Annotated in this window: 16 protein-coding genes; 11 read left to right on the top strand and 5 right to left on the bottom strand. The window is 65.3% G+C overall.

Annotated features, from left to right (window positions below; translation table 11 throughout):
* The 3 genes from A2J01_RS27160 to A2J01_RS27150 all read left to right on the top strand — a co-directional run.
* A partial coding sequence (locus A2J01_RS27160; protein WP_064113972.1) for an ABC transporter ATP-binding protein occupies positions 1-605 on the top strand: 605 nt, incomplete at its 5' end.
* On the top strand, positions 602-1360 hold the full coding sequence (locus A2J01_RS27155; RefSeq protein WP_003941866.1) for an ABC transporter ATP-binding protein: 759 nt from the start codon (positions 602-604) through the stop codon (positions 1358-1360). The genes A2J01_RS27160 and A2J01_RS27155, both read left to right, overlap by 4 nt.
* 2 nt (positions 1361-1362) lie before the next feature.
* The gene (locus tag A2J01_RS27150; protein WP_003942018.1) at positions 1363-1722 is read left to right on the top strand and encodes a hypothetical protein; all 360 of its coding nucleotides are present in this window, start codon (positions 1363-1365) and stop codon (positions 1720-1722) included.
* Between the two features lie 97 nt (positions 1723-1819).
* Here A2J01_RS27150 and A2J01_RS27145 read toward each other — a convergent pair whose 3' ends face one another.
* The gene (locus tag A2J01_RS27145; protein WP_003941917.1) at positions 1820-2209 is read right to left on the bottom strand and encodes a VOC family protein; all 390 of its coding nucleotides are present in this window, start codon (positions 2207-2209) and stop codon (positions 1820-1822) included.
* Between the two features lie 28 nt (positions 2210-2237).
* Positions 2238-3131 (bottom strand): 1,4-dihydroxy-2-naphthoyl-CoA synthase, encoded by an 894-nt coding sequence (locus A2J01_RS27140; RefSeq protein WP_024487301.1) that lies wholly within the window; start codon positions 3129-3131, stop codon positions 2238-2240.
* A gap of 83 nt (positions 3132-3214) precedes the next feature.
* Here A2J01_RS27140 and A2J01_RS27135 point away from each other — a divergent pair, with 83 nt between their 5' ends.
* Genes A2J01_RS27135 through A2J01_RS27125 form a run of 3 tightly spaced genes read left to right on the top strand, consistent with a single transcriptional unit; the run spans position 3215 to position 5351 of the window.
* On the top strand, positions 3215-3859 hold the full coding sequence (locus A2J01_RS27135) for a PaaI family thioesterase (protein WP_037129937.1): 645 nt from the start codon (positions 3215-3217) through the stop codon (positions 3857-3859).
* Between the two features lies 1 nt (position 3860).
* Positions 3861-4856, top strand: a complete 996-nt coding sequence (locus A2J01_RS27130) for an o-succinylbenzoate synthase (RefSeq protein WP_064113971.1) — start codon at positions 3861-3863, stop codon at positions 4854-4856.
* Positions 4857-4904: 48 nt separating this feature from the next.
* Positions 4905-5351, top strand: coding sequence for a DUF6918 family protein (locus tag A2J01_RS27125; protein ID WP_064113970.1), 447 nt, complete (start codon positions 4905-4907; stop codon positions 5349-5351).
* 66 nt (positions 5352-5417) lie between these two features.
* Here A2J01_RS27125 and A2J01_RS27120 read toward each other — a convergent pair whose 3' ends face one another.
* Positions 5418-6245, bottom strand: a complete 828-nt coding sequence (locus tag A2J01_RS27120) for a siderophore-interacting protein (RefSeq protein ID WP_042453072.1) — start codon at positions 6243-6245, stop codon at positions 5418-5420.
* Between the two features lie 58 nt (positions 6246-6303).
* Entirely contained in the window at positions 6304-6906 is a 603-nt protein-coding gene (locus A2J01_RS27115; RefSeq protein ID WP_039972961.1) for a flavin reductase family protein, read from the bottom strand.
* A 68-nt stretch (positions 6907-6974) separates the two neighbouring features.
* On the opposite strand from A2J01_RS27115, the gene menD reads away from it, so the two are divergent.
* The 4 genes from menD (at position 6975) to A2J01_RS27095 (ending at position 10978) form a co-directional block, all read left to right on the top strand.
* On the top strand, positions 6975-8588 hold the full coding sequence (gene menD / locus A2J01_RS27110) for a 2-succinyl-5-enolpyruvyl-6-hydroxy-3-cyclohexene-1-carboxylic-acid synthase (protein WP_058038142.1): 1614 nt from the start codon (positions 6975-6977) through the stop codon (positions 8586-8588).
* Positions 8585-9028 (top strand): DUF3592 domain-containing protein, encoded by a 444-nt coding sequence (locus tag A2J01_RS27105; protein WP_042453078.1) that lies wholly within the window; start codon positions 8585-8587, stop codon positions 9026-9028. The genes menD and A2J01_RS27105 overlap by 4 nt, the downstream gene beginning before the upstream one ends.
* 68 nt (positions 9029-9096) lie before the next feature.
* A complete protein-coding gene (locus A2J01_RS27100; protein ID WP_197494315.1) occupies positions 9097-10242 on the top strand; it encodes a glycosyltransferase family 4 protein in 1146 nt (381 codons plus the stop codon).
* Between the two features lie 37 nt (positions 10243-10279).
* On the top strand, positions 10280-10978 hold the full coding sequence (locus tag A2J01_RS27095; RefSeq protein ID WP_047268903.1) for a demethylmenaquinone methyltransferase: 699 nt from the start codon (positions 10280-10282) through the stop codon (positions 10976-10978).
* 55 nt (positions 10979-11033) lie between these two features.
* Here the strand turns inward: A2J01_RS27095 and A2J01_RS27090 are convergent, their stop codons facing one another.
* Positions 11034-12296, bottom strand: a complete 1263-nt coding sequence (locus A2J01_RS27090; RefSeq protein WP_442971581.1) for a geranylgeranyl reductase family protein — start codon at positions 12294-12296, stop codon at positions 11034-11036.
* 104 nt (positions 12297-12400) lie between these two features.
* Between A2J01_RS27090 and A2J01_RS27085 the strand changes: the two genes are divergently transcribed.
* Positions 12401-13257 (top strand): polyprenyl synthetase family protein (locus A2J01_RS27085; RefSeq protein WP_064113973.1); only part of this gene is annotated, 857 nt, incomplete at its 3' end.

Raw genomic sequence — 13257 nt, 5'->3', positions numbered from 1 at the left:
CGCTCTTCAACACCATCACCGGGCTGCAGAAACCCACCTCCGGTCAGGTGTTCCTCGGTGGCGTCGACGTGACGAAGCTGCCGCCGCACAAGCGGGCGGGGCGCGGGCTGGCACGTACCTTCCAGCGGCTCGAACTGTTCGTCTCGCTGTCGGTGCGAGACAACCTGCGCGTCGCGGGAGACATCCACAAGGCGAACGGCCGCAACAAGATCGACGTGGACGGCGAGACCGATCGCCTGCTGGAGCTGACCGGGCTCACGGATGTCGCGGACAAGGACGTCGCGGACATCCCCACCGGACGGGCTCGCGTCGTCGAAGTTGCACGAGCCCTCATGACCGACCCGCGAGTGCTTCTGCTCGACGAACCGGCCTCGGGTCAGACCGAGCAGGAAACCGAGGTCTTTGCCGAGATGCTCACCGAACTTGCTGCGGGTGGACTCGGAATCTGTCTGGTGGAGCACGACATTCCGCTGGTGATGAAAGTGTGCTCGACCATCCACGTGCTCGACTACGGCGCAGTCCTCGCCTCGGGTGATCCGGAGAAGATCCGGACGGATCCGGAAGTGATCGCGGCCTACATCGGGACCGAGGAGGAGGCGGTATGACTTCAGCGAAAATCGGCGAGGCGAAAATCGACGAGGGTATACGCAGCCCCGACCGCGCCGAACCGTTGCTCGAACTGTCCGGTGTCCGCGCCGGTTACGGATCCATCGAAGTTCTGCACGGGGTGGACCTGATTCTGGAACCGGGCGCCGTGGTGGCGCTGCTCGGACCCAACGGCGGCGGCAAGACGTCGACGCTCAAGATCTGCTCGGGCGTCCTTCCGGTCACCCGCGGCGAGTTCCGGCTCGCGGGCCAGGTCGTGAACGGAGTCGAGCCTTCGGAGTTGGCTCGGCTGGGGGTCTGCTCCATCCCCGAAGGACGCGGGATCTTCGCCAACCTCACTGTGCGGGAAAACCTGTGGATCGCCACCGGAACGGGCGTCGGGCTGGCCGAACTCGAAGAGGTTGCGTACGGCAGGTTCCCGATCCTGGGGGAGCGGCGCGGACAGTTGGCCGGATCGATGTCCGGTGGTGAGCAGCAGATGCTGGCGCTGTCACGGGCACTCGGCACTCACCCGACGGTGCTCCTGCTCGACGAGCTGTCGATGGGTCTCGCACCTCGAATCGTCTCGCAGATGTACGACGTCGTCGGCTCGCTTGCAGCCGAAGGCATTTCCATTCTCGTCGCCGAGCAGTTCGCGCGAGCGGTGCTGCCCATCGCGACCTCGGCCGCACTGATGTTGCAGGGACGCGTCGTCAAGACCGGCGATCCACACGACATCGAAAACGAACTTTCTACCAGTTATCTAGGAGGATGACGATGACTACTCTCGCCGAAGATCGCCGTGAGGAATTCAAGAAGAACATCGCAGAGTTGAAGCTGGACAAGAAGCAGGCAGGCGGCGACGCGGCGACGCGCATCGCGGGCCTGGTGCTCATGGTCGTCGGAGTGGTCGGCGCCTTCGTCGTCTACATCTCTTCGCTGACGCTCTCGGACCTGCGGGATCTGGTGTCGTACCAGATCCTCACCGTGGTTTTCCTCGCCCTGACAGTGGTCGGTGCCGCTCTCTTCCTGGCCGCATCGGTGGCAAAGGTGCTGCGGCTGTGGCTGGTTCGCCAACTGCTCGAGGGCCAGGCCCAGACAGATCAGATCTCGCAGGCGTTGAGCACGCGCAACTGATCTTTGTGAAGAACCGAACGATGCCCGCCACGAAAGTCGTGGCGGGCATCTGTCATTGCTCGGCTACAGCGGTGTCTCGGCTACAGCGGTGTCTCGACTACGCGGACGGTGGCCGGGAATCGCGTCGGATGGGATGGTCCTCCGGGATCTGCACCATCACGATCGGTGTCCCGTCCGGGTCGGCGATCCACATCTCGTGTAGACCCCACGGTTCCTGTCTTGCCTCGCGCGCGATCTTGACCCCGGCGAGAACCAGTTCGGTCTGAACGGCAGTGAGGTCCCGGACCTGCAGCCAGATCGCGCCGCGAAAGCCGCCCTCGCCGGTGCCGCCGTGCGCAGCGACTTCGATCAGACCTTGGCCGGCGAAGAAGACTGTGCCGCCGGGATATTCACGAGCGATCGCCAGACCGAGGGTGTCTCGGTAGAAGCTCAGCGTTCGTTCGTACTCGCTCGGGCGCAATATCGTCCGACTGCTCAGAATCTCCACGTCCGACCTCCCTCTCGCACCTACTGTGTCAGAAATACCAGGGATATGGTGACCAGTCGGGATCACGCTTTTCGAGGAACGAGTCACGACCCTCGACGGCCTCGTCGGTCATGTACGCCAAACGTGTTGCCTCACCGGCGAACAGCTGCTGGCCGACCAACCCGTCGTCCTGCAGGTTGAACGCGTACTTGAGCATCCGCTGTGCCTGCGGCGACTTGCCGTTGATCTTGCCGGCCCAGTCGATCGCGACGTTTTCGAGTTCAGCGTGGTCGACAACCTTGTTGACCGCGCCCATCTGATGCATTTCCTCGGCGGTGTACGTCTCACCCAGGAAGAAGATCTCGCGAGCGAACTTCTGGCCCACCATCTTTGCCAGATAGGCGCTGCCGTAGCCGCCGTCGAAGCTTCCGACGTCGGCGTCGGTCTGCTTGAACCGTGCGTGCTCGCGGCTGGCGAGCGTCAGGTCGCACACCACGTGCAGGCTGTGGCCGCCGCCCGCAGCCCAGCCGTTGACCAGGCAGATCACGACCTTCGGCATGAAGCGGATCAAGCGCTGGACCTCGAGGATGTGCAGGCGCCCGGCGCGTGCTTTGTCGACGGTGTCCGCCGTTTCACCTTCGGCGTACTGGTAGCCGCTGCGGCCACGGATGCGCTGGTCTCCGCCCGAGCAGAACGCCCAACCGCCGTCCTTCTCGCTCGGTCCGTTGCCGGTCAGGAGCACCGCTCCCACGTCGGAGGTCATCCGGGCGTGATCGAGTGCGCGGTACAACTCGTCGACGGTGTGCGGGCGGAACGCATTACGTACTTCCGGTCGGTCGAAGGCGACGCGAACGGTGCCTTGGCTGACATGCCGGTGGTAGGTGATGTCGGTGAGGTTCTCGAATCCGGGGACAGGGCGCCAGAGCTGCGGGTTGAAGGTCACCTGAGCCACGATAGAGGCACGGCTCGCGCGTCTAACGGATACCTGAGGTAGAACACGTTCCCGGGCGCGCTAACGTGCAGGTCATGAGCGAACAAACCGCAGACGGCACGGAGATCGTCACAGACGGTGAGAAGCGGGGCGGATTTCCACGGTTCCGGCACACTCCCGCAGGTCCGGACTTCGGCCGCTTCGTCGAAGCGATGCGTAGGTTGCAGGACCTTGCCGTCTCGACCAATGTTCCCGACGACGTACTCGCAGACATCGCTACGCAAGCCGAAGAGCTTGCCGATCGGTTGACTCCGTACGAGGTCCCGGAAGGCAAGTCGCCCGCGGGCTCGAACATCCAATTGCCCGGACGCGGCAGCCTCCTCATGCTCCCGTGGATGGTCGAGAAGTTCGACACCGAAGGAGTCCGCAGTACCGGCGTCTTCCGCCGCTACCACCTGGGCGGTAACGGCGCCGCTCACGGCGGTGTCCTGCCCTTGCTGTTCGACGACGTCTTCGGGATGACGGTCCACGCGGGTGGCCGTCCGATCTCCCGCACCGGCTACCTCCACATCAATTACCGCGCGATCACTCCGCTCAATCAACAACTGGTGATCGAGGGGCAGGTGGATCGGGTCGAGGGTCGCAAGACTTTTGTCAGCGCGCGCCTGACCGATCTCGACGGCAAGCTCCTCGCCGACGGTGAGGCGCTCATGATCGAACTGCTTCCGGGACAGCCCTGACATGTTCCCCTCGTTCGACGATCTGATCGCGGACGCCGTGGTGCTCGCACTACCGATGCGAGTTCGCTTTCGCGGCATCACGACTCGTGAGGCCCTGCTCGTTCGCGGCCCGGCCGGGTGGGGAGAATTCGCACCCTTCGTCGAGTACGACGACGACGAGGCGTCGCAGTGGCTGCTCGCGGGTATCGAAGCGGCGTGGCTGGGTCCGCCGCCTGCGCTTCGTGACGCAGTTCCCGTCAACGCGACCGTGCCGGCGATCGACGCGTCTGCCGTTCCGGAATTGCTGGAGCGCTTCCCCGGCGCCCGGACAGCCAAGGTCAAGGTCGCCGAGAAGGGACAGTCGCTGGCGCAGGACGTCGCCCGGGTGAACGAGGTGCGTCGGCACATCCCGAACGTGCGCGTCGACGCCAACGGCGGGTGGAGCGTGGACGAGGCGATCACGGCCTTGCGAGCGATCACCGATGACGGTGAACTCGAATACGCCGAGCAGCCTTGTGCAAGCGTCGAGGAACTGGTCAGGGTCCGCGCCGCGGGGACCGGTGTGCGGATCGCTGCCGACGAGAGCATTCGCCGTGCCGAGGACCCGCTGCGCGTCGTACGAGCGGGGGGAGCGGACGTCGCCGTGGTGAAGGTGCCGCCGCTGGGCGGAATGCGTGCTGTGGTGGCGCTGTCGGCGCAGCTGGCGGACTACGGGGTGCCGGTGGTGGTCTCGAGCGCTCTGGACACGGCTGTGGGGATGTCCGCGGGACTGGCGGCCGCGGCAGCCTTGCCCACCCTTCCGTTTGCCTGCGGACTCGGTACCGGCGGCCTGTTCGTCCGGGATGTCGCGGTCACCGGGGCAGCTGTCGACGGTGCTTTGTCGGTGGGTGCCGTCGAGCCTGATCCGGTTCTGCTCGAGACGCTGGCCGCGCCCGCGGACCGGCGCGACTGGTGGCTGGAGCGGGCTCGGCGCTGCCATCGGATACTCGGCAGTAAGGACCAGCCGAATTTCGTATAGTCTCGGGCGCGACCTGATGAACATCAGTGAAGAATGAAGGGATCGAAAGTGGTTGCAGCTCTGAACGAAACCCTGCTCGAGGAATCACGGGTTCCCGCGGTCGTCGCGGACGTGCAGGCCTTGATCGACGCAGAGGTTTCGGATAAGTCGGGGGCCTCAGGGCTGGCTCTCAAGGGTGGCTACGGCGCGGTCAAGAAGGTGAGCCCGTCCATCGTGCCGGACGCCGTCACCGCGCTTCTGCCGGCTTTCGTGGCAAAGCTCGAGCCGTACTGGCAGGAATTCTCGGCTTCCGGTGAAGGCAGCTTCGCCGATTTCATCAGCGCCCGCGGCGACGCGGTTGCCGATTCCCTCCTCGAGGTGACGGACGAGCGTATCGAGGGCAGCGACAAGGCCGTCGTCAAGTCGATGTACTCGAAGCTGCGCGGTTCGGCGAAGAAGCATGTGACTGCAGCTCTGCCGCGTCTGGGCGATGTGATCCAGAAGCACGCTGCATAAGCGAACGTAAAACGACGAGTGGCCCGGGAGTTTCTCTCGGGCCACTCGTCGTTTTCGGTGCGTTTGTCAGTGAGCCGAATGTCCGTGGCGCCAGAAGCCGGTGAAGGTGATGTCGGTTTTGGCGAACTTCCGGTCGTTCACGAGGTGCCGACGCAGCCCGGTGGTGAGTGCCTGTTCGCCGGCGACAAAGGTGTACGACGGCCCCTCGGGCAGTTCGGCGGCGCGGACGGTCTCGAGGGTCAGAACACCCGGCGTCGCGTGTTCGTCCTCGCGAACGAGCCAATGCACGTTGACGTTCGCCAACTCCGGAATGTCTTGCTTGTCTTCGATGTTCGGAATCTCGACGAAGACCTCGGCACGCAGGTCTGCGGGCGCGGATTCCAGAATGCCGATGATCGCGGGAAGTGCACTCTCGTCGCCGACGAGCAGTTGCCACTTGGCCTCGGGTGTGGGGTTGTAGATGCAGCCTTCGTCCAAGAGGGCGACCTCGTCGCCGGCCGACGCGGTGTCCGCCCACGCGGATGCCGGGCCGATGTCGCCGTGATAAGCGAAGTCGATGTCGATCTCCGTGGTCTCGCCGAAGAGACCGGATCCGGCAGCACGGTAGGCGCGAATCGTGTAGTTGCGCACGACGGGTCGCGTGTCCTTGGACATCAACAGGTACTGCGCATACCAGAGATTGCTGGCCGCGCTCGGCAACCGGAGTTCACTCTGGCCGACCTGCGGGATGAACATGCGGAACCACTGATCGGCACCCATCGGAGCGATGGTGGACAGCTCTTCGCCGGCAATGGTCACCCGGATGAAGCTGGGGCTGATTCGTTTGTTCGCCACGACCTGCGCCGACACGATGCTGCGTGAGGCCGGTTTCACGAACTTGGCGCGCTTGGCCATGACTGGTTGCTCCCTGATTATCTGTTACTCGTACCTAATCAGGTAACCCTAACCTGATTTACGGTCGCTGTGGAGTGGTGGGTCTGTCCTTTTCGACGACTTCGGGAGGAAGACCCCACTGCGCTCGGCCAAGTCGGCTCATCGGTGCGATTGCCGCGAAGTCCGGCAGGCCGTCGTCGGCGACAGCCTCGGGACGTACTGCGACCGCCACCACATTTCCCATCACGACAAATGAATTGCCGACCTCGATGACCTGGTGGAGCGTGCATTCGATGGCGATCGGGGAGTCGGCGACCCGGACGGGGCGAACCCGCTCGCTCGGCTCGCTACGGATGTTCAACTCGAGAAACTCGTCGGCCTCGGCGTCGTAGAAGGCGGAACTCTGGTTCACCACGTCGGCAAGCCTGGCAGTCGCCAGGTTGATCACGAATTCGCCGGTCGCTTCGATGTTGCGCAGACTGTCCTTGCGTCCGACCGACGTGAACTGCACGATCGGCGGCGCCGAACTTGCCACGGTGAAAAAGCTGTACGGAGCCAGATTGCCGACGCCGTCCGCCGACAGGGTGGACACCCAGGCAATCGGCCGGGGGACCACCGAAGCGGTGAGTAACTGATAGAACCGGCGGGGTTCGAGCTCGGCTGGATCGAAGAGTGTGCGCACCCACACATAATGCCGCTGTCCCCGCCCCTGGGCATGCTTGCGCCCGAACATCTGACACTCTTGAAGGCGTGAATCCGTCCACTGCACAAGCCACAGCCGTCGTCGACGAACTGGTTCGTGGTGGCGTGCGTGAAGTCGTGCTGTGTCCAGGCTCTCGCAACGCGCCCCTCGCATTTGCCCTCCAGGCCGCCGATCTCGACGGCCGGTTGCGTCTGCACATGCGGATCGACGAGCGGACAGCAGGCTTTCTGGCACTCGGACTGGCAATCGCCGGGAAACGACCGGTCCCCATCGTGATGACTTCCGGGACCGCCGTCGCGAATCTCGGACCCGCTGTCCTCGAGGCCAACTACGCGCGAGTGCCGCTGGTGGTCCTGAGCGCCAACCGGCCGTACGAGATGCTCGGCACCGGCGCCAACCAGACCGTCGAGCAACTCGGGCTCTTCGGCAGTCAAGTCCGCGCAACCATCAGCCTGGGCCTGGCGGAGGACGATTCGACGCAGAACAGCCAGTGGCGCTCGGCGGTATGCCGGGTCCTCGCCGCTGCCCGCGGAACCCGATCCGGAAATGCGGGTCCGGTGCATTTCGACATTCCACTTCGTGAGCCGCTGGTGCCGGACGTGCACGTGCAGGGACCGGTCCCGGAGGGCCGTCCCGGCGGTGCGGCCTGGACCACCACCCAGAATGCGACGCTCGACGTTCCCGTCGATCTGGATCTCACCGCAGATACGGTGGTCATTTCCGGACACGGCAGCGCACTTCGGCCTGAGCTGGCCGGCCTGCCGACCGTGGCCGAGCCGACGGCTCCGATGCACGGGATCGCACTGCATCCACTCGCGCTATCGCAACTCAAGCCCAAGCAGGCGATCATCACCGGCCGCCCGACGTTGCATCGTCAGGTCTCGAAGGTGCTGGCCGACCCGGGCGTCGACGTCTACGCGCTGACTACCGGGCCGCGCTGGCCGGACGTATCCGGCAACGTACTCGCCACCGGAACCAGAGCAGTGGTCACCGGGACTCCCGATCCCGCCTGGATCGCTCGATGCGCCGCGCTGACCGAACACGCCGAAACTGCCGTCCGCAAGCAACTCGACGCCCACCCCAAGGCCACCGGCCTGCACGTGGCCGCTGCTGTGATGGATGCTCTCGCGGACGGAGACCAGCTTCTGCTCGGCGCATCCAACCCTGTTCGCGACGCGGCACTCGTGAGCTACCCCAAGCCCGCCGTGCGGGTGCTGTCGAATCGTGGCGTCGCAGGTATCGACGGCACCGTCTCGGCGGCGGTCGGTGCTGCGTTGGCGTACGACGGTGGCCGGACCGTCGCTCTCATGGGCGACCTGACCTTCCTGCACGACGCTTCCGGGCTGCTGATCGGGACCGGTGAGCCGAGGCCGAGCGACCTCACCATTGTCGTCGCCAACGACGACGGCGGCGGTATCTTCGAGCTCCTCGAACAAGGCGACCCGCAGTACGCCGGAGTCTTCGAGCGAGTCTTCGGAACTCCGCACGGCATGGACCTGGCCGCGCTCTGTGCGGCCTACCGCGTGCCGCACGCAGCGGTCACCGTCGACGCCCTGGCAACGACGCTGGCGCAACCGGCCAACGGCATTCGTGTGCTCGAGGTCGCGACGGATCGCAGTGGGCTGCGCGAACTCCACGCTTCCGTGCGGGCACAGCTGTGACGCAAACAGTTCTGCGTCGCCTCCGCATCGGTGTGCTGGTGGTTGCGGTCGGCATTTCCGTGCTCGCGGTGATTCTGGTTCTCGGTGCCTGGCGCAACGATCGGACCATCGAATCGAACATGGGGACCGCAACCGCCGAGGTGCTCTCGGCGGGCTCGCTACGTTCGGCGATCAGCTTCGTGACACCGGACGGCGCGAATCACAACCCTGAACTCGGCGTTCTCTACCCCACCAATCTGACTGTGGGACAGCGCATCGAGGTGGAGTACTACAAGACCGAGCCCGATTTGGTTCGGGTAGCAGGACGTAACGCGACGGTGGCACTGATCCCGGCCGGATCGGTGATCGTCGTGACGTGGCTCCTGGCTGGACCGTCGATCTGGTACCTGCGCAAGCGGGAAGCGCAGGCGGCAAGTTCGGCGCCGGTCGCCTCGAGTTAGTTCGCGCTTCGCCCGAACTTCACACGAACATGACGTGGACTTTTCCTGGCCCTGTCACCGTTCTCGGTGTGAGAGTAGCCATCGTTGCGGAGTCATTCCTGCCCAACATGAACGGCGTCACCAACTCGGTACTACGCGTGCTCGAACACCTCGATCGCACTGGCCACGACGCCATGGTCATTGCGCCGGACACCGTCGGATCCGACACCTCTGCCGCCACCGAACACGAAGGCGTTCAGGTGGTTCGGGTGCCAGCCGTCATGGTGCCCAAAGTCAGTTCACTTCCCGTCGGCCTGCCGCAACCACGATTGACCACGGCCGTGCGGACCTTCGCGCCCGACGTCGTCCATCTGGCGTCACCGTTCCTGCTCGGCGCCGGGGGAGTGGCCGTCGCGAAGCGGCTCGGGATCCCGACCGTCGCGGTCTACCAGACCGACGTCGCCGGATTTGCCGAAAGCTACGGTCTCGGCGTCACCAGCCGCGCCGCGTGGGCGTGGACCCGTCGAATCCACAAGAGCTGCAACAGGACACTCGCGCCCTCCACGTCGGCAGTCGACGCCCTCGAAGAGCACGGCATTCCGCGCGTGCACCGATGGGCCCGCGGCGTCGACGCACAACGATTCGCGCCTTCGCGTCGTAGCTCGGTGTTGCGGCAGTCCTGGATCGGCGACAGCGACCGGTTGGTGGTCGGCTTCGTCGGTCGCCTCGCGCCCGAAAAGCACGTCGAACGATTGGCGGCCCTGGCCGGCGATCCCAGTGTGCAGATCGTGATCGTCGGAGACGGCCCGGACCGCGAGAACCTACGACGACTGATGCCGGACGCGATCTTCACCGGACAACTCGGCGGTACCGCGCTGGCCGACGCCTATGCGAGCCTGGACGTATTCGTTCACCCCGGCGAGCACGAGACCTTCTGCCAGGCGGTCCAGGAAGCCCTCGCGAGCGGTGTGCCTGTCGTCGGACCGGACGCCGGCGGACCACGTGACCTGATCTCGCATTGCCGCAACGGCTACCTCCTGCCGACGGACAGGTTCACCGAACTCCTGCCAAGCGCCGTCGACGCACTTCGTCAGCGTGATCTGCGGGTGCAGTTCGGCTCCGCGGCGAGGCGCTCGGTGCTGCACCGGACCTGGCCGGCAATCTGCGAAGAGTTGCTCCGTCACTACGAGGACGTGCAGGGCCTCGGGCGGCGAACGGGTGCCAGAGCAGCCTGAACGCCCTCGCTGCCCGAGGGTTGGTAGCGTTTCGGGTGTGGCCACTACACACGGAACCCGAGCAACTCTCGAGAAGCAACCGCACGAAGTCGCGTCGATGTTCGACGACGTCGCGGAGCGATACGACCTCACCAACACCGTGCTGTCCTTCGGCCAGGACAAGGGTTGGCGCAAGGCCACCCGCGAAGCCCTCGATCTGAAGCCGGGCGAGAAGGTGCTCGACCTCGCCGCCGGAACCGGAGTCTCGACCGTCGAACTGGGGCGCTCCGGTGCCTGGTGCGTCGCCACCGACTTCTCCAAGGGCATGCTCAAGGCCGGAATCTCGCGCAAAGTTCCGATGGTCGCAGGTGACGCGATGTACCTGCCCTATGCCGACAACGTGTTCGACGCCGCGACGATTTCCTTCGGTCTGCGCAACGTCTCCGACTTCGAAGCCGGACTGCGTGAGATCGCCCGCGTCACCAAGCCGGGCGGACGTCTCGTCGTCAGCGAGTTCTCGACGCCCGTCTTCGGGCCCTTCCGCACGGTCTACATGGAATACCTCATGAAGGCGCTCCCGCAGGTCGCACGCAGCGTCAGCAGCAACCCCGACGCCTACGTGTACCTCGCCGAATCGATCCGTGCCTGGCCGACCCAGGAAGAGTTGGCCCGCAAGATCGAGGCTGCCGGGTGGAAGAACGTCAAGTGGCGCAACCTCACCGGCGGCATCGTGGCGCTGCATTACGCCACTGCCTGAACTGCTGTGCGCCTTTATTAACCCCCGGCGGTTAATAAAGGCGCACAGCACTTGCTCAACCGAACAACGGTCGGGAGTCGATCTTTCTCGACGCGGCCCCCGACGCCCGCCATGCCTTCGCCGTCAGATCGGCGTCGGCGTCGGTGACGAGGTTCCCCATCACCCGAACGGCGACCGTCATCAGTGCCCGTGAGCGCATCGCAATCGGGCCCGAGGCGGGCAGGAATTGCGGAACCGTCAGCAGGCCTGCGAGCCGGCGCGCGACCGAGAATGCCTGCCCGTAATGCTCCCGAAGCACGGTCGGCCACAGCTCCGTGAGGTCGTCGGCGCCGAGCTGTTCGACCACCAGACGTCCGCCTTCGAGGCCGTAGTCGATGCCCTCACCGTTGAGCGGGTTCACGCACGCTGCGGCGTCGCCGATCACGGCCCAGTTGCGTCCGGCGATGTTGGAAACTGCTCCACCCATGGGTAGCAAAGCCGAAGCGACGGAATGTATTTCGCTGCTCCACTGCCACTCGCTTCGGCGCTGATCGGTGTAGAGGTCGAGCAAGGGTCGCAGGGCACCTGGAGCCGGGCGCTTGGACGTCGCCAGTGTCCCGACGCCGATGTTCACCTCGCCGGTGCCGAGCGGGAAGATCCAGCCGTACCCCGCCTGCAACGTGCCCTCGGTGTCCCGCAGTTCCAGATGCGAGGTGATCCACGGGTCGGCGCTGCGCGGCGTCGCGACATACGCGCGTGCCGCGACGCCGTACGCGGTGTCCCGGTGCCACTGCCGTCCCAGCTTCTTGCCGAGCGTCGAGCGAACGCCGTCGGCGATGATCAGCGTCCGGCAACGAAGAGTGCTGCGTCCCGAGGGGCCGGCGAGTACGACGGCGGCTACTCGATCACCGTCGAGTTCGACGTCGACGGCCTTGGTGCCCTCGACCATGACCGCGCCCGATTCGACGGCGCACCGGCGAATGGCGTCGTCGAGTTCGGTGCGGGGGATGGCGCTGCCGATCGGCGGGAACGACGTCCCCGGCCACTCGAGTTCGAGTTCTTGTCCGAAGCCGGACAACCGCAGGCCCTTGTTCGTCGTATGTGACCGAACCCACTCGCCGAGGCCGAGGAGATCCAGTTCGGCCACGGCGCGCGGAGTGAGTCCATCACCACAAGTCTTGTCTCGCGGGAAGACGGCCGAGTCCACGAGGACGACGTCTCGGCCGCTGCGGGCGGCCCATGCAGCGGCCGAAGAACCCGCGGGACCTGCGCCGATGACCACAATGTCGGTTTCGTTCGGAAGCGAATCGACGACGGGGGACTGCTCTTCTACGGACACACTCACATCTTCCCAGGCTCGCGATCGCCACCGTGGCGAGGCCGTCCCGAGTGCGAACCGCTAGGTTCACTACCGTGGGAACCGAGCCGTCACTGACGACAGGAATGGGTACTGACATCGTGAGCACCGAAAAGACTGCTGCCGACGCAACCGCATCGAGCACCGTCGTTGCAGGCATCGACCTGGGCGACGAACAGCTCGCCGCAGTAGTGCGTGGTGGACTCTCCGATGTCGAGGAGTTGTTGGTCAGCGAGCTGTCCGACGGAGAAGACTTCCTCACCGAGGCCGCGCTGCATCTCGCGCGAGCTGGTGGAAAGCGCTTCCGTCCGTTGTTCACGATCCTGACCGCGCAACTCGGACCGGTGCCGAACGATCCGTCGATCATCACCGCAGCGACTGTCACCGAACTCGTTCACCTGGCGACGCTCTATCACGACGACGTCATGGACGAGGCGTCCATGCGGCGCGGAGCACCCAGCGCCAATGCCCGCTGGGGAAACAGCGTGGCGATCCTGGCCGGCGACTATCTGTTCGCGCACGCATCACGACTGGTGTCGACGCTCGGACCCGAGGCCGTTCGGATCATCGCCGAAACATTCGCCGAACTGGTCACCGGCCAGATGCGCGAGACGATCGGTGTCAAGAAGGAGCAGGATCCGGTCGAGCACTACCTCAAGGTTGTGTGGGAGAAGACCGGTTCGCTGATCGCTGCTTCGGGACGCTTCGGCGGCACCTTCTCCGGCGCCGACGCAGCTCACATCGAGCGCCTCGAGCGCCTGGGTGACGCCGTCGGCACCGCGTTCCAGATCTCCGACGACATCATCGACATCTCGTCCGTCTCGGCGCAGTCCGGCAAGACTCCGGGCACCGACCTGCGCGAGGGTGTCCACACCCTGCCCGTCCTGTACGCGTTCCGCGAAGAAGGGGCCGACGCAGATCGCCTGCGGGAGCTGCTCGCGGG

It is taken from the genome of Rhodococcus sp. EPR-134 (genome assembly GCF_001647205.1).
GTDB classification, from domain to species: domain Bacteria; phylum Actinomycetota; class Actinomycetes; order Mycobacteriales; family Mycobacteriaceae; genus Rhodococcus_F; species Rhodococcus_F qingshengii.
Note: the sequence above shows the minus strand (reverse complement) of the source record. Positions and strands in the feature narration are given on the sequence as shown.